Annotated in this window: 13 protein-coding genes; 9 read left to right on the top strand and 4 right to left on the bottom strand. The window is 62.7% G+C overall.

Features of this window, described 5'->3' with window-relative positions; translation table 11 throughout:
* The first annotated feature begins 115 nt into the window (after positions 1-115).
* The 7 genes from waaF to ACF8E5_RS07115 are packed head-to-tail and all read left to right on the top strand — an operon-like array spanning position 116 to position 7,076.
* Positions 116-1,165, top strand: a complete 1,050-nt coding sequence (gene waaF, locus ACF8E5_RS07145) for a lipopolysaccharide heptosyltransferase II (protein WP_392475073.1) — start codon at positions 116-118, stop codon at positions 1,163-1,165.
* Positions 1,166-2,224 carry a lipopolysaccharide heptosyltransferase I gene (gene waaC, locus ACF8E5_RS07140; protein ID WP_058602991.1) on the top strand — a complete coding sequence of 353 codons (1,059 nt, stop codon included), beginning with the start codon at positions 1,166-1,168 and terminating at the stop codon, positions 2,222-2,224.
* A complete protein-coding gene (locus ACF8E5_RS07135; protein ID WP_058602992.1) occupies positions 2,224-3,348 on the top strand; it encodes a glycosyltransferase family 4 protein in 1,125 nt (374 codons plus the stop codon). The genes waaC and ACF8E5_RS07135 overlap by 1 nt, the downstream gene beginning before the upstream one ends.
* Positions 3,345-4,151: a lipopolysaccharide core heptose(I) kinase RfaP gene (gene rfaP, locus ACF8E5_RS07130; protein ID WP_058602993.1), complete on the top strand. Its 807-nt coding sequence runs from the start codon at positions 3,345-3,347 to the stop codon at positions 4,149-4,151. The genes ACF8E5_RS07135 and rfaP overlap by 4 nt, the downstream gene beginning before the upstream one ends.
* Positions 4,151-4,885, top strand: coding sequence for a lipopolysaccharide kinase InaA family protein (locus ACF8E5_RS07125; RefSeq protein WP_058602994.1), 735 nt, complete (start codon positions 4,151-4,153; stop codon positions 4,883-4,885). Before rfaP ends, ACF8E5_RS07125 begins: the two co-directional genes overlap by 1 nt.
* The gene (locus ACF8E5_RS07120; RefSeq protein WP_197844409.1) at positions 4,882-5,634 is read left to right on the top strand and encodes a lipopolysaccharide kinase InaA family protein; all 753 of its coding nucleotides are present in this window, start codon (positions 4,882-4,884) and stop codon (positions 5,632-5,634) included. The genes ACF8E5_RS07125 and ACF8E5_RS07120 overlap by 4 nt, the downstream gene beginning before the upstream one ends.
* The gene (locus tag ACF8E5_RS07115; protein WP_196127751.1) at positions 5,634-7,076 is read left to right on the top strand and encodes a lipopolysaccharide kinase InaA family protein; all 1,443 of its coding nucleotides are present in this window, start codon (positions 5,634-5,636) and stop codon (positions 7,074-7,076) included. The genes ACF8E5_RS07120 and ACF8E5_RS07115 overlap by 1 nt, the downstream gene beginning before the upstream one ends.
* On the opposite strand, the gene ACF8E5_RS07110 is transcribed toward ACF8E5_RS07115, so the two are convergent.
* The 3 genes from ACF8E5_RS07110 to ACF8E5_RS07100 form a co-directional block, all read right to left on the bottom strand.
* On the bottom strand, positions 7,049-9,847 hold the full coding sequence (locus ACF8E5_RS07110) for a dermonecrotic toxin domain-containing protein (protein WP_197844408.1): 2,799 nt from the start codon (positions 9,845-9,847) through the stop codon (positions 7,049-7,051). The two genes, ACF8E5_RS07115 and ACF8E5_RS07110, sit on opposite strands and share 28 nt — an antisense overlap.
* A gap of 115 nt (positions 9,848-9,962) precedes the next feature.
* Entirely contained in the window at positions 9,963-10,673 is a 711-nt protein-coding gene (locus ACF8E5_RS07105; protein WP_078479247.1) for a PolC-type DNA polymerase III, read from the bottom strand.
* Positions 10,670-12,607 (bottom strand): putative nucleotidyltransferase substrate binding domain-containing protein, encoded by a 1,938-nt coding sequence (locus tag ACF8E5_RS07100; protein ID WP_392475072.1) that lies wholly within the window; start codon positions 12,605-12,607, stop codon positions 10,670-10,672. Before ACF8E5_RS07100 ends, ACF8E5_RS07105 begins: the two co-directional genes overlap by 4 nt.
* Before the next feature lie 208 nt (positions 12,608-12,815).
* Between ACF8E5_RS07100 and ACF8E5_RS07095 the strand changes: the two genes are divergently transcribed.
* Entirely contained in the window at positions 12,816-13,268 is a 453-nt protein-coding gene (locus ACF8E5_RS07095) for a response regulator (protein ID WP_058603000.1), read from the top strand.
* 67 nt (positions 13,269-13,335) lie between these two features.
* Here ACF8E5_RS07095 and ACF8E5_RS07090 read toward each other — a convergent pair whose 3' ends face one another.
* A complete protein-coding gene (locus ACF8E5_RS07090) occupies positions 13,336-15,513 on the bottom strand; it encodes a malate synthase G (protein WP_392475071.1) in 2,178 nt (725 codons plus the stop codon).
* Positions 15,514-15,957: 444 nt separating this feature from the next.
* Here ACF8E5_RS07090 and ACF8E5_RS07085 point away from each other — a divergent pair, with 444 nt between their 5' ends.
* Positions 15,958-16,476 (top strand): glycine cleavage system protein R, encoded by a 519-nt coding sequence (locus tag ACF8E5_RS07085; RefSeq protein ID WP_392475070.1) that lies wholly within the window; start codon positions 15,958-15,960, stop codon positions 16,474-16,476.
* Positions 16,477-16,681 lie beyond the last annotated feature (205 nt).

Raw genomic sequence — 16,681 nt, 5'->3', positions numbered from 1 at the left:
ATTGAGGCGTGAAGCAGCCCCGGTGTTACACTGTCGGCCACATAGCCTGAATATAAAGAGGGGAGGCCGGGCTGAATTGCAGCCTGTCGCCTCCCCGAGCGTTTCTGGACCTAGCATGAGAATACTGATCATTGGCCCCAGCTGGGTCGGCGACATGGTGATGGCGCAGACCTTGTTCCAGTGCCTGAAACAGCAGCACCCCGACTGCGTGATCGATGTGCTGGCCCCCGAATGGAGCCGGCCAATCCTTGAGCGCATGCCCGAGGTGCGCCAGGCCTTGAGCTTCCCGCTCGGCCACGGTGCGCTGGAGCTGGCCACACGGCGGCGCATCGGCAAGTCGCTCAGCGGTCAGTACGACCAGGCCATCTTGTTGCCCAATTCGCTGAAATCGGCGCTGGTACCGTTCTTTGCCGGTATCCCCAAACGCACCGGCTGGCGTGGCGAAATGCGTTTCGGTTTGCTCAACGATGTCCGCAAGCTGGACAAAGCGCGTTACCCGTTGATGATCGAGCGCTTCATGGCCTTGGCCTATGCCCCCGGTGCCGAGCTGCCAAAGCCCTACCCCCAGCCCAGCCTGCAGATCGAGCCACACAGCCGTGAAGCGGCGCTGACCAAGTTCGGCCTGGAGCTGGACCGTCCGGTGCTGGCGCTATGCCCAGGCGCTGAATTCGGCGAAGCCAAGCGCTGGCCGGCCGAGCACTATGCCGCCGTGGCCGATGCCATGATCCGCCAGGGGTGGCAGGTCTGGCTGTTCGGTTCGAAAAGCGATCACCCAGGGGGTGAGCAGATCCGCGAACGGCTGATCCCTGGGCTACGCGAAGAGTCCGTGAACCTGGCCGGTGAAACCTCCCTGGCCGAGGCGATCGACCTGATGTCCTGCGCAGACGCCGTAGTCTCTAACGATTCTGGCTTGATGCATGTTGCGGCGGCGCTCAATCGCCCGCTGGTCGCCGTGTACGGCTCCACATCGCCTGGTTTCACACCGCCGCTGGCCAGCCAGGTCGAGGTGGTGCGCCTGGGCATCGAATGCAGTCCGTGTTTCGATCGCACCTGCCGCTTCGGTCACTACAACTGCCTGCGTCTGCTCGAACCCGGTCAGGTCATAGCCGCGCTGACCCGCCTGGGCGGTGCGAACATCATCGACGTGCTGACCGAGGTCGACTAAGTGCGGGTACTGATCATCAAGACGTCCTCGCTGGGTGATGTGATCCACACGCTGCCAGCGCTCACCGATGCAGCCCATGCCATCCCCGGCATCCGCTTCGACTGGGTCGTCGAGGAAGGTTTCGCCGAGATACCCAGCTGGCATCCGGCGGTCGATCAGGTCATTCCGGTGGCCATCCGTCGCTGGCGCAAGCACCTCTGGCAGACCGTTCGCAGCGGCGAGTGGAAGGCCTTCAAGCAGCGCCTGCGCGAGCGCCAATACGACCTGGTGATCGATGCCCAGGGCCTGGTCAAGTCAGCATGGCTGACACGCTACGTGAAGGCACCGGTCGCAGGCCTGGACCGGTATTCGGCCCGTGAAGGCTGGGCCAGCCGCTTCTACGACCGACGCCTGTCGGTCGCGGTCGGCCAGCATGCCGTCGAGCGTGTGCGCCAGTTGTTCGCCATGGCACTGGCCTATGACCTGCCCGAGGGCATCGGCCGTTACGGCCTGGACCTTGAACGCTTGCAGTTGCCGCCGGCAGCGCCCTACGTGGTTTTCCTGCACGGTACCACCTGGGCCACCAAGCACTGGCCCGAGGCCTACTGGCGCGAGCTGGCCGAGCGCATGGGCCGGCGCAGGCTGGAAGTGCGCCTGCCCTGGGGCAACCCGGCCGAGAAGGCCAGGGCCGAGCGCATTGCCCAAGGCTTGAACCATTGCCAAGTGCTGCCCAAATTGAATCTGGCTGGCGTCGCAAGGGTGCTGGCCGCTGCAAAGGCCTGCGTCGCCGTCGATACCGGCCTGGGCCACTTGGCCGCAGCCCTCGATGTACCGACGCTTTCGCTGTTCGGCCCGACCAACCCGGGCCTGACCGGCGCCTATGGACGGACCCAGATCCACCAGGCCAGTGACTGGCCGTGCGCACCCTGCTTGCAGAAGAAGTGCACCTACAAACCGAGCGCCGAAGACCTGCGCCGGTACGATCTGAACCGCGAGTGGCCACTGTGCTTCACTCGCCTGAATCCCGAGCATGTAGCGAGCCGCCTGAGCGCGCTGCTGCTGGCTGAGGATGTCCGTTGATGCAACTGGCTTTCGTACTTTACAAATACTTCCCCTTTGGCGGCCTGCAGCGCGATTTCATGCGCATCGCCCTGGAATGCCAGCAGCGCGGCCACCAGATCCGCGTCTACACGCTGATCTGGGAGGGCGATATTCCGCCAGGTTTCGAAGTGCTGGTGGCGCCGGTCAAGGCGATCTTCAATCATCGGCGCAATGAGAAACTCACCGCCTGGATGCAGGCCGACCTGGCCAAGCGTCCGGTGGACCGGCTCATCGGTTTCAACAAGATGCCTGGGCTGGATGTGTACTACGCCGCCGACGGCTGCTTCGAGGACAAGGCGCAGAACCTGCGCAGCGACCTGTACCGGCGTTGGGGCCGCTACCGGCATTTCGCCGAATACGAGCGGGCGGTGTTCGCCAAGGAGGCCGGTACCGAGATCCTGATGATCTCCGAGGTGCAGCAGCCGCTGTTCATCAAGCACTACGGCACGCCGGTCGAGCGTTTTCACCTGCTGCCGCCGGGCATCTCCCAGGATCGTCGTGCACCGCCCAACGCCGCTGAAATCCGTGCCGACCTGCGCAGGGAGTTCGATCTGGCCGAGGATGCGTTGCTGATCGTGCAGATCGGTTCAGGGTTCAAGACCAAGGGCGTGGACCGCAGCCTCAAGGCGTTGGCGGCATTGCCCACGGCCTTGCGCAAGCGCACCCGATTGCTGGTGATCGGTCAGGATGACCCCAAGGTCTTCCAGTTGCAGAGCGCGACGCTGGGCCTGGGCGACCAGGTGCAGTTTCTCAAAGGGCGCAGCGATATCCCGCGCTTCCTGCTGGGCGCCGACCTGCTGATCCACCCGGCCTACAACGAGAACACCGGTACCGTGCTGCTCGAAGCCCTGGTCGCGGGCTTGCCGGTGCTGGTGTCGCGCGTGTGCGGCTATGCCCACTACATCGCCGAGGCCGACTGCGGTCTGGTGCTGGACGAGCCGTTCGAGCAGGAGCAGCTCAACCGCTACCTGCAGCGTATGCTCGATGACCCCGCGGCGCGGGCCGATTGGTCGCGCAACGGCCTGGCGTATGCCGATACGGCCGACCTTTACAGCATGCCGCAGCATGCCGCCGATGTGATCCTAGGGCAGGAGGGCGCATGAAGTTGATCGTGGCAGAGCCCTTCAAGCGGCTTTGGGCGGGGCGCGATGCCTTCGAGGCGGTAGAAGCGCTGCAAGGCGAAGTCTATCGGGAACTTGAAGGGCGCCGTACCCTGCGTACGGAGGTCGCCGGCGAAGGCTTCTTCGTGAAGATCCATCGTGGCATCGGCTGGGGCGAGATCTTCAAGAACCTGCTCACGGCCAAGTTGCCGGTACTGGGCGCCGGCCAGGAGTGGCAAGCCATCGAGCGCCTGCATCAGGTCGGCGTGCCAACCATGACGGCCGTGGCCTTCGGTGAGCGGGGCGGCAACCCGGCCACCCAGCACTCCTTCATCATCACCGAGGAACTGGCGCCGACCGTCAGCCTGGAAGACTTCAGCATCGACTGGCTCCGGCAGCCGCCTGCGCCACGCCTCAAGCGTGCCCTGATCGCGCGCGTGGCCGAGATGACCGGTGGCATGCACCGTGCCGGCGTCAACCACCGGGACTGCTACATCTGTCACTTCCTGCTGCACACCGACCGGCCCGTGACGGCCGATGATTTCAAGCTGTCGGTGATCGACCTGCACCGCGCCCAGACACGCCCCGCCATTAGCCGCCGCTGGCGTAACAAGGACCTGGCCGCCCTGTACTTCTCAGCCCTGGACATTGGCCTGACCCAACGCGACAAGCTGCGTTTTCTGCGCAGCTACTTCCAGCGCCCGCTGCGTCAGGTCATGAAGGACGAAGCTGCACTGCTCGCCTGGCTTGAGCGCAAGGCGCAGAAACTCTACGACCGTAAACAACGCTATGGGGATGCACTCTGATGGCCAGTTGGACACTGGCGCCAGGTTACGAGCACCTGGCGAAGGATTTTGGCAGCCTCGAGGCGGTATTCGCCGTTCAGGGCGAACGCCTGACCCGTGATCCGCTCAGCGAAGTGGTGCGTGTCGAGCGTGAAGGCGTCAACTATTACGTCAAGCGCTACACCGGCGCTGGCAAGCACATGCGCCGCTACCTGGGCCGCCCACGTATCAAGGCCGAATGGCAGAACCTCAAGCAGTTCGCCAAGTGGGGCATTCCCACGGCCGAGGTGGTCGCCTGGGGGCTCGAACGCAATGGCCTGGCGTTCGGCCGTGGCGCGATGATTACCCGCGAGCTGCCCAACACCGAGGACCTCTCGGCGCTGGCCGAGCGCAACGATGCCCGCCTGGCCGATCGCGCCTGGGTGGACCACATCAGCCGCCAGCTGGCACGCCATACCCGGGTCATGCACGAGCACCGCTTCGCCCATAACGATCTGAAGTGGCGCAACCTGCTGGTCGATGACCAAGGGACGCTGTTCTTCATCGACTGCCCCACAGGTGATTTCTGGCGTGGGTTCATGTGGCGCCATCGCCTGATCAAGGACCTGGCCTGCCTGGACAAGGTCGCCAAGTACCACCTTTCGGCAACCCAGCGCCTGCGCTTTTACTTGCAGTACCGAGGCCGCGACCGGCTGAACGCCCGGGACAAGAAGCGCATTCGTCAGGTGCTGGGCTTTTTCGAGGGAAGGGAATGACCGACTATATGGCCAGTGCAGACCGTGCCTTGCTCCAGCGCCATGGCCTGGACGACTTCGAGGCGCTGTGGGCACTCGAACTCGACGCGGTGGACGAGCCCAATACCGGCCGCGGCGGTTGGAGCAGCGTTTACCGCCTGGAACTCGAGGGCAAGGGCTATTACCTCAAGCGCCAGAGCGACTACCTTACCCGCAGCCTGCACAAGCCCCTTGGCGAGCCGACCTTCGCCCGCGAATTTCGCAATATCGTTCGCTACCAGAAGCTGCACATCCCTGCGTTGGAAGCCGTGTTCTACGGCGAGCGCAAGCAAGGTGGCCAGCATCGAGCCTTGTTGATGACCCGCGCGCTGGACGACTGGCACGACCTCGACAGCCAGTTGCTGCAATGGCCCGAACTCGATGCATCGGTGCGCATTGGCATGCTCCAGGCCTGCGGCCAGTTGGCGCGCACGCTGCACGGTGCTGGGCAGGTGCATGGTTGCTTCTATCCCAAGCACATTTTTCTGCGTAAGCGCAGAGAAGGCTGGGACGCGCAGTTGATCGACCTGGAGAAAACCCGTCCCTTGCTCTTTGGCATGCGTGACCGCCTCAAGGACCTCGAGCCCTTGCTGCGCCGGGCGCCGGTATGGAGTGACGGCGAGATACGTACATTGCTGGCAGCCTACCTCGCACAACCCATCGACAGCACGCTGGTCGAAACCTGGGTCAACCGCCTGGTACAACGCCGTCATCATAAGGAGGCTCGCTGATGCAGCTTTCCGAGCTGAAGGAAACAGGTCGCAGCCCATCGCTGCCGCTTGCCGTCAACCTCGCCGATGCCGCCGGTAGCGCTGAGCTGCAATTGCTCAGCCTGCTGCGCGTGCTGCCGGGCCAGCGTTACGTGGGGGCCGGGGTTTGGCGTGGCAGGCCGGTCCTGGCCAAGTTGCTGGTGGGCAGCAATGCCGCGCGTCACTTCCAGCGTGAGCTGCAAGGGGTAAAGCTGCTCGCGGCGCAGGGGCTGACCACGCCGGTACTGCTCGCCGATGGCCTGGTGGAAGGCGAGGGCGGCTGGCTGTTGTTCGAGTACCTCGATGGCGCCCAAAGCCTGGCCGATGCCTGGTCCGTGGTCGAGCACCTGCCTGTGCTTGCCGACGAGCAGCAGCAGGTGCTGGGCGAGGCCCTGGCGGCTGTGGCGCAGATGCACCGCCGGGGGCTGTGGCAGGAAGACCTGCACTTGGACAACCTGCTGCGTCATGCAGGCAAGCTGTACCTGATCGATGGGGCCGGTATCAAGGCTGAAACGCCAGGCCAGCAGCTTTCGCGTCCTCGCGTACTGGAAAACCTGGGTGTGTTCTTCGCGCAGCTACCCAAGCGGCTGGAGCCGTTCACCGAAGAGCTGCTGGTGCATTACCTGTTGGCCAATGCCGAGCACGCATTGCCCATGGAGGCCTTGCAGAAGCAAATAGACAAAGTCCGCGCCTGGCGCCAACGCGACTTCCTGGACAAGGCCGGCCGCGATTGTAGCCTGTTCAGTGTCGAGCGCAGCCTGACCGCCCTGCGGGCGGTGGTCCGTAGCGAGGCCCAGGCCCTGTTGCCAGTGCTTGAACAGGCGGATGCGCTGATCGATCGTGGGCACCTGTACAAGACTGGCGGCGCGGCCAGCGTGGCACGGGTCGAGGTGGATGGCCGCAAACGGGTCATCAAACGCTACAACATCAAGAACACTGTCCACTGGCTCAAGCGCTTCTGGCGACCGAGCAGGGCCTGGCACTCATGGATCGAAGGGCATCGCCTGTCATTTCTCGACATCGCTACCCCGCGCCCACTGGCGGTGCTGGAGCAGCGAGTGCTGGGATTGCGCACGCGTGCCTACCTGGTCACCGACTACATCGACGGCCCCGACCTCATCGAATGCTTTGCCCCCTTCGTCGAGCAGGGCGATGCGCCGGCCGAACAGGTGGAGGCCCTGGTGCAGCTCATGCAACAGCTGATCCGCGAGCGCATCAGCCACGGTGACTTCAAGGGCCACAACCTGTTTTGGGATCAGGGTCGGTGGTCGCTGATCGACTTGGACGCCGTGTGCCAGCACAGCAGCCAGGGCAGCTTCGCGCCGGCCTTCGCTCGGGACCGGGCACGATTGCTGCGCAACTGGCCGGCTGAAAGTGCCTTGCACCAACGGCTGGATCAGGTGCTGCCCACGTTGGCGGCATAAGCGGCAGGCAGAGCCAGCCAGTCGCTGCTTCGCCCCGGTTGGCGCACACGTATACGCCACTGGCCGTCGCGCCAGCGCAGGATTGCCCAGGCGGTGGTGGTCGCGGCAGGCTGTCCGGGTATCAGCAGATGGTAGTGATCGGCTAGCAGGTGGGCACGCACGGGCAAGGCATGGCCACCGGCGAGCAAGTAGGGTTGGCCATCGCTCTCGTACAGTTCACTCGCCCCTTCCAGTGGTACCCCATCCGGGGTCGCGGGAAGCTGGCAGTGTTCCAGCAATGCGGTGAGGTCTGGCAGGCCGTCGTGCCACAGGACGGGTGAGTCGACGATCCACTCGCCTTCAGCGCTCCGTCTGACCGCCACCTTGCTGTAGGCATCGGGTTGCCTGGGATCGATGGCGCGCCAGCGATAACCGTCGAACGCCACCTGGTAGTACCGGCCTTGCTTGTCCCGGATGTAGTAGAGAGCCAGCCCTGCACGTTCGGATGGCTTTTCATACACGCCTTCGCTATGGATACCATCGATTCGGTAACGCAACTTGGCGGTGTCCGGGCGTACCTGGAAGGTAGGTGGTAGCATCAATGGCGGAGTAGGAGGCATGGCGCGAATGGCGCGCCTGATCACTGTCGTGCCGCCGATGCTGTTGATGCCATCGTTCATATGGGTAAAAGCCTCCACCATATGCTTGAGCACGCCTACCTGATCCTCCTTTTCCAGTGCTTCAAGGCTGTCCAGTACGCTCAGCACAGCGCGGGCGAATGCCAGCGGCGCCAGGGCACGCACCGGAATCACGAAGCTGATCAAATCGAGCATGATCCACAAGGCATGCAGGCTGGCCTCGCCCAGCAGCTCCTGTTTGGTATTAGTGCTGGCATCGACCGCCGATATGAACGCGCGGACCTCTGCCAAATAACAGGCATGCAAAAAATTGCCGGAGATGACCGGACGACTCAGCCGTTGAGCGAGCCCGCCCTTGCTCAACAGGCGCTCGACGGTTTTGCGCCGGGCCAAGGGCATGCGGTCGATCACGTAAGTGCGTAGATCCGGGCTGGCGCGAAGCGATCGGAGCAGCGCACGCGCATTGGCGTATTCGCGCCATGGCCTGCGATCCGGTGCATCTGGCGCATACACCAGAAAGCGCTGCATCTGGGGTGTTTCAGGCGTGATCAGCAATACCCCCTGTACGGTGTGCCCGGCAATCAACAACTGCCGGACACTCAGGCGGTTCTCTTGCACCAAGGGGCGCCAGTCGCTGTCGGGGTAGTTGAGAACGGCCCTGCTCCAGCGATAGCCCTGTTCGAGCGGGTCGGGTATGAAGTGGCCAGCATAGCGGGCCTTGGCGGCCTCTGCCCGCATGCGAGCACAGTTGATTCGGGCATGTGCATCCCGTCGCCACTGCCCTTGCGCGAGGTCGATCAGGTGGCTGCGCAGGAAACGCGAATAGCTGTCGCCGACATTGAGTTCACGGACCATCTGGCGAGCCTGCGCAGGGGACAAGCCTTGAATGTTCGTCTCGTCCTTATGGTGGACGCGAGCGGTTAGCCAATAGTCCAGGTCTAGCAAGCCCACGTTCAGCAACGCCAACTGATCCAGGCTGTAGGTTTGCCTGACCAACTCCACGGTGTTCCCTGTCTGCGGTCGGCTAGCGATGGGTATATAGCTGCTGGGCTGACCGGGAGGCATCACCGGGCCGGTCTGACGGGCAATGGTGACACTGATGAAGATCTGCTCCGGTGCCAGATCGAGTTGGTGGTCCAATCTCAGGCGCTCGCTGAGGCGGGCACGGGTCCACTGCAGCAGGCTGTTACGTTCGGTGAATTGTTCAAGCGTAGGAATGCCCGGCGCTGCGGCCTGATCAATGGCCACGATCAGCTCTTGCATCGTCTGCATGATATGCGTGAGCCCTTGGGTAGAGGTCTTCTTGAGCCAGGCAGGAGCATGCTTTTCAAGCAGCAGGCCATAACGCGTCGGCATCGCTGCCTTGCTGGTCACCCAGGGCAGCAGGTCTGCGGCCTTGGTCAGGCGCTCGGCAAAACCCGGTTGATCCATGGGTTGGCTACTCCATGCCTCGTTCAATCGCCCATGCTGGGCATCGATCAAGGCCTGGATCTGGACTTCCACAAGATCGTCGGGCAGCCAGTCGTAACGCAGTCGCTGTGCGTTATGGGCGCGGTCGGCATCAGCCGGCGCCAGCAGCGTGAGCATCGGCTGACTTTGCAGGGGATCATCCAGCCGCTCGCACAGCTCCAGGTGCAGGCTCTGAACATCGGCGAACGCTTCGATGCCGTGGGAGAGGCTGCATAACAAGGCTGGGCCGCTGACCGCATCGCCCGTCATCATCTGCCCCTCGACACCGCCTTGTACAAGCAGTACGGCGCCTGGCAAGTAGGCCCTCCAGTTGGGTCGTGAGCAGTCGAGCAGCAGGCGATAGAGCTGTGGACGCCTGGACGCCTCGATGCCTTGGCGAGCCCAGGACATGGGTTGGTCAAGGCACGTCTGTAACAGCGATGCCGCCACAGGCTCCAGTGTTGCGTCAGTGATGCGCAGGTCCATTTCGGCCTGAAGCTGTTGTCGCCGAAGCGCAATGAGCCGAGTACGGCGGTTATTGCCTGCTGCGTCCGGCAGGTTCCAGTAGTCTGCAAGCGCGCCGAAGAACTGTTGCCGGCCCGCCACCGGTGGAAGCTGCAAGTCTGGTGAGGGCAGGGGGGACAACAGGGCAGTGATTGCCGCGTCGAATGACTCGAAATGTTGCAAGGGTGAGACGGATGGCATGATGCAAGCTCCTTTAGAGAGATCGCGAGCCTGGGCGATATGGCAGGGGCATGCGTGCTAACCCGCTACTGCCATTACGCAGTAAGGCGCGGCTGCCAGACCACGCCCCCGTTGCCTATAGGCCGTGGCGCTGGGCCATCCGGCGTCGCCAGTTGTGTAGGCATTGCTCAAGTTGCGCCGGGCTCTGGATGTGCTGGCGGCGCGCCTGGCTCAGCAGAATCAACGCCAGCTCGGCGGTCACCTGTGCGTCGGCGCTGGCGTGATGACGCGCCTGTACCTGCAGCCCGAAACGCGCCACCCAGTCATCGAGCCCGGCCTCTCGCAACACCGTGTCGGGATTGAGCATGGGTGCCATCTCGGCCACATCTAGGAAGGGTATTTGCAGACGATAACCCAGGCTCTGTTTGAGGGCCCGTGCAAGCATGCGTTCGTCGAATGGCGCGTGGAATGCCAGTACCGGGCTGGTGCCAATGAACTCGAGCAGGTCAAGCAGTGCGTGCCCTGGGTCGCACCCCGCTGCCAGAGCGCTTGGGCCCAGGCCGTGTATCAGGACGCTGGGGTTGGTTTTCTGCTCAGGTCGGTACAGGGTTTGTTCGAACTGCTGCGAGAAGTCCAGCGCCCCGTCCTCGATAGCCACTGCGCCTATGGACAGCACTTGATCGCGGTTGGTGTTCAGGCCGCTAGTTTCCAGGTCAAGCACCACCCAGCGCTGCTCGCGCAGGGTGCAGGTGCCAAGCGCAGTGGGTGCAGGCAAGGCCGCCAGGCGTTCACGCTGCGAAAGCGCAAGCTGCGGAGCATGGGGACGCAGCCATGCGAACAAGCTCACAGCTGGTACCGCATGGCCAGGCTGCTCTGCAACCGCTGAGCTTGGCGCAGGGACTCGCGCAAGATGCGCCGGTCCAGGTGGTTGAGGCTATCTGGGTCCAGGCGGTTGGAGTAGGCCAGGTGCTCGCGTGCCTGGCGTTGATGTTGCTGCATGCGGGTCTGTTGGATGAAATGGTACGCCTCTTCGTATGCGGCGCCGTCCAGTGGGTCGATCACGCCCTTGCCCACCAGTTGGCGAATGCGCTCCAGGGTATTGCAGGCGCCGATCCCGTGAGCCAGCGCCAGCACACGTGCACCATCGACGAAGGGCGTCAGGCCCTGAACCTTGAGGTCCAGCGTGCCAGCCTTGTCAGTGCCTTGGCGGGTCAGCACGAAGTCGCGCAGACGGCCCACAGGCGGGCGTTGGCGCAGGGCGTTGTCAGCCAGCATGCGTTGGAAGATACGGTTGTCGGCTATCTGCTTCAGCAATGTGCTGCGCAACGCCTCGCAGGTGTGCTCATCGCCCCAGACCACCCGCAGGTCGAAATAAATGCTCGAGCCCAGGAGGTTTTCCGGACTCGCGTCACGCACGAAGCCGGCAAAGCGCCGTGACCACTCGCTGTGCGACAGGCACAGCGCAGGGTTGCCGGCCATGACATTGCCCTTGCACAGCGTAAAACCGCACTGCGCCAGGCATTGGTTGATGTACTGCGCCAACGGTAGCAACCGCGCCCGAATGGCCTGGGCTTCGCTGTCATCGGCCGCGTCGAAAAGAATGCCGTTGTCCTGGTCGGTGTGCAGGGTCTGCTCGCGCCGCCCCTCACTGCCAAAACAGAGCCAACTGAATGGCACCCCCGGATCGCCACGCTCTGCCAGCGCCAGTTCGATGACTCGGCACACCGTGTGGTCGTTGAGCAAGGTGATGATTTGGGTGATCTGTGTAGAGGAAGCACCGTGTGCGAGCATGCGCTCGACCAACTGGCTGATTTCGCCTCGCAGGGAAACGAGGGTGTCCAGGCGCGGTGCATGACGAATGGTGCGTGCCAAGTGAACAAGGTCTACCCGCTGCAGGGAAAACAGATCGCGCTCGGACACCACCCCACATAATCGCCGGTTCTCCACCAGGCAGACGTGCGCGATGTGCCGCTCGGTCATTGCCATGGCGGCATCGAAGGCACTTGCCTGGGGGCTCAGGTAGAACGGTGCGGCGGTCATGTGCCGCGCCACGGGTGCACCCAGGTCGGCATCGGCTGCGGCCACCACCTGGCGCAGGTCGCGCAAGGTGAAAATGCCCGTGGGCTGGCGCTGCCCATCGACGATCACGATCGAGCCAACCTGCTGCTCATGCATCAGCCTTACGGCTTCGCGCAGCGGAGTCTCAGGGGCGCAGACCACGGGATGACGCATGGCCAGTTCGCCCAGCGGTGTATTGAGGGAATACTGGGTGCCCAGGGTCTGCACCGCCTGCTGACGGACTTGTTGGTTGACTTGGTCCAGCAGGCTGCTGACCCCTCGCAAGGCGAAATCGCGGAACACCTCGGAGAGGGAAAAGACGCGGATGAATGCCGCTTTGTTCAGTTGCAGGCAGAAGGTGTCGTCACCGGCCAGGTGCTCCGTACGCGTGGCTCGCTCGCCGAGCAGGGCCGCCAATGGAAAACACTCGCCATGGGTAATCTCGAACGTGGTCTCAACCCCCGGTTTGACCAGGTGCTGCCGTTCACCGACGACGCGGCCCTGCTTGACGATGTAGAAATGCTCAACCGGCCCGTCGCTTGGCTTGATGATGCTTTCGCCGCTGGCGTAGAAGCGCAGCTGGCACTGCTCGACCAGATAGGCCAGATGGCTCTGCTCCATCTGATTGAAGGGTGCAAAGCGTTGGAGGAATTGCAGGGTGCCCTGAATGTTCTGCAGCACCGCAGTTCTACCCGCTTGCTGGTAGGCGTCTTTTTTGCTCATCGACCTGACCGTATCGCTACGCCGAACTATATATATCTATCTATAGGGCCGGCTTTGTTGTTTTCGGCGTTCATGGTCGGCCTGCAGGGGCGTGGTGCCCATTGGACGTAAGTCTAGGGCGCGACCACGTCAATAATCCGACGAAAGGTAAATCGGGTGTCGGAAAATCCGCGGTCCTACCTGTAGAGCGAATGGATACGAGACGACCATGTCTGAGCACACCGACATTTTGAGCGACGCAGAGCGCGCGGCACTGGCTGCTGTGAGCGCGCCACCGCCTGCCCGGCCGGTGGTGCTCGTGGTCGACGACAATCCGGTCAACAGCGAAGCCTTGATGTTGTACCTCAAAAGCAAGGGTATCGACGGCATGACGGCCGATGGCGCCCAGGAGGCGCTGTTCAAGCTTCATTACGAACCTCGAATCGCGCTGATGATCACCGATCTGCGGATGCAGCCCGAGGATGGGCTGTCCCTTATCCACAAGGTGCGCGAGATGCCGGAGGCGGACCGGGCCGCGCTTTCGATCATCGTGGTATCAGGCGATACCGATGTGAAAGAGGCCGTTGATGTCATGCACCTGGGGGTTGTGGACTTTCTGTTGAAGCCCGTGGACCTCACGAAGCTGCTCGAACTGGTGAAGCGCGAACTGAAGATGGCCTGACGCGCAAGCGGGGCCCTAAGGCCCCGCCGATCAACGCTGCAAGCAGCTCACTTTACCCACCGGTCGTTCAAAGTCCGTTGCGTGCCTTGAACTCACGGCGACGGCGATGCAGCACAGGCTCGGTATAGCCGTTGGGTTGCTTGGCGCCTTCGAGTACCAGCTCGACTGCCGCCTGGAAGGCAACGTTGTCGTCGAAGTTGCCCGCCATCGGGCGATACAGCGGGTCGCTGGCGTTCTGCTTGTCGACCACCGCCGCCATGCGCTTGAGGCTTTCGAGCACCTGCTCCTGGCTAACTACGCCATGGCGCAGCCAGTTGGCCAGCAACTGGGCAGAAATGCGCAAGGTGGCACGGTCCTCCATCAGCCCCACGTTGTTGATGTCGGGCACCTTGGAGCAACCCACGCCCTGGTCGATCCAGCGAACCACATAGCCCAGGATGCCCTGGGCATTGTTGTCCAGCTCGTTGCGGATTTCCTCGTCCGACCAGTTGGGGTTGGTCGCCAGCGGAATGGCCAGGATGTCATCGACCGAAGCCGGTGTGCGCGAAGCCAGCTCGCGCTGGCGCGCCTGCACGTCCACCTTGTGGTAATGCAGGGCGTGCAGGGTGGCGGCCGTTGGGGAAGGCACCCACGCGGTATTGGCACCGGCCAGCGGGTGAGCGATCTTCTGCTCCAGCATGGCGGCCATCAGGTCGGGCATGGCCCACATGCCCTTGCCGATCTGCGCACGCCCTTGCAGGCCGGTGGCAAGGCCTACATCGACGTTGTTGTTTTCATAGGCGCCGATCCACTTCTCGTTTTTCATGGCGCCTTTGCGCACCACCGGGCCTGCCTCCATGGAGGTATGGATTTCGTCGCCAGTGCGGTCGAGGAAGCCCGTATTGATGAACACCACGCGCTCGGCAGCGGCCTTGATGCAGGATTTGAGGTTGACCGTTGTGCGGCGCTCCTCGTCCATGATGCCGACTTTGACGGTATTGCGCTTCATGCCCAGCAGGTCTTCGACCCGGCTGAATATCTCGGCGGCGAACGCCACTTCTTCCGGGCCATGCATCTTCGGCTTGACGATGTACACACTGCCGGTACGGGTGTTGCGACGGCTAGTGGTGCCGTTGAGGTTGTGCAGCGCCATGAGGTTGGTGAACAGACCGTCCTGGATACCTTCCGGGACTTCGTTGCCTTGGGCGTCGAGGATGGCCGGGTTGGTCATCAGGTGACCCACGTTGCGCACGAACAGCAGCGAGCGACCATGCAGGGTGACGCTGCCCCCGTTGGGCGCTGTGTACTCGCGATCAGGGTTCATGGTGCGGGTGAACGTCTTGCCGCCTTTGCTGACGCTTTCGGCCAGGTCACCTTTCATCAGCCCCAGCCAATTGCGATACACGATTACCTTGTCGTCGGCGTCGACGGCCGCCACGGAGTCTTCGCAGTCCATGATGGTGGTCAGTGCCGATTCCATCAGGATGTCCTTGACGCCTGCGGCATCGGTGCTGCCCACCGGGGTACTGGCATCGATCTGGATTTCGAAGTGCAGGCCGTTGTGCTTGAGCAACACAGCGGTCGGGGCGTTGCTGTCGCCGTGGAATCCAACCAGTTGGGCATCGTCGCGCAGGCCGGTGTTGCTACCGCCTTTGAGGGTGACGACCAATTGGCCGGCCTCGATGCGATAAGCCGTGGAATCGACGTGCGAACCTGCCGCCAGCGGTGCCGCTTCATCGAGGAAGGCACGGGCGAAAGCGATCACTTTGTCGCCACGTACCTTGTTGTAGCCTTGCCCCTTTTCGGCACCGCCTTCGTCGCTGATCGCGTCGGTGCCGTAGAGCGCGTCGTACAGCGAGCCCCAGCGGGCATTGGCGGCGTTCAGGGCAAAGCGTGCGTTCATGACCGGTACCACCAACTGCGGACCGGCCATGTGGGCGATTTCTTCGTCCACATTTTGCGTGGTGGCCTGGAAATCGTCGGCTTGTGGCAGCAGGTAACCGATTTCCTGAAGGAAAGCCTTGTAAGCCGGGGCGTCGTGGGCCTGGCCTTTGCGGGCCTGATGCCAGGCGTCGATCTGGGCTTGCAGCTCGTCGCGCTTGGCGAGGAGGGCTTTGTTCTTTGGAGCGAGGTCGTTGATGATCTTTTCAGCACCTGCCCAGAACTGCTCGGCGACGATGCCGGTTCCGGGGATGGCTTCGTTGTTCACGAAGTCGTACAGGACCTTGGCGACCTGAAGGCCACCGACTTGAACGTATCCAGTCATTGCTTGCCTCACTCTGCTCAGCTATTTCGCTCTTTTGTATTGAGCCTGTAGCGCTTCTCCTCGCACGGCACCAGTGCATGCCTCCGGTAGGAGCCCGGACGCGGCTGGGTGCGGTTTGCCTGCCTGACGGCAAGCAGCGTGCATTCTTCACAGGCGCCTCGACAGACCTTCAAACGACGTTGTGTAGTCCGCGCCCACGGATACTACATGAAGCAGCCGGCTGGGCACTATCAGACTAAAAGCGGCGTCAGGCGACCTGTTGGTCGCACAGGATCATGCAAGGAAGCGCCATGTTCGCAAAAAAAGGAGTGATTGTTCCAGATAAATCTAAAAACAGTACACGATTTATAAGTCAGATTGCCCTGCGGCAGGTTGACGCGCCATGCCTATACTGTGGCGACACCCTGGCCCCTGCAGGGCCTGAACCCACTCGAGGAACATCCCGTGGAACATCTTGTGCTTACCGTGATCGCCCCGGACAAGGCTGGCCAAGTCGAGCGGATCGCCCAGTGCATCGCTGATTTCGAGGGCAATTGGCTGGAAAGCAGCATGTCGCGCATGGCTGGGCAATTTGCCGGCATCCTGCGGGTAGCAGTGCCGGCGGATCGGTATGACGCGTTGGTAGACGCGCTCGGGGCATTGTCCGCACATGGCATTCGCGTGCAATTGGCAGAAAGTGGCGGCGAGCCTACCCATGCATCCAAACCCTTTGGCATGGACCTGGTTGGTAACGACCGGCCAGGGATCGTGCGCGATATCACCCGTGTGCTGGCCGAGCTGAACGTGAACGTCGAACGGATCGCCACGCAGGTACGTCCGGCACCGATGAGCAACGAACCGCTGTTCCATGCCGAGGCCCTTCTGGCATTGCCCGCGTCCCTCCCTCTTGAGCAACTGCAGCAACGTCTGGAGGCCCTGGCCGATGACTTGATGGTGGAGTTGCGACTACGCGCGGATGAGTGAATGCCGATCGCGCTTGCAGTTAAGCTTGCAGGGGTTATCCCTATTTAAAGGGGACGGCCTTGTGGATAAGCTGGGGCTATCGCGCCCGAGCGCCCGGCTTGCAAGGGCTGCGAAGATTTGATCGAAAATTGATCAATGCAGAGGGGGTTGTTCACAAACGACGGGGAAGAGGGTGTGGATAAGCTCTGGAGATGTCTCTGCAGCC

The sequence above is a fragment of the Pseudomonas sp. WSY_20 genome, from assembly GCF_043104335.1.
Lineage (GTDB): Bacteria > Pseudomonadota > Gammaproteobacteria > Pseudomonadales > Pseudomonadaceae > Aquipseudomonas > Aquipseudomonas parafulva_B.
The sequence above is the reverse complement of the archived record's forward strand: the minus strand, read 5'-3'. Positions and strand labels throughout refer to the sequence as shown.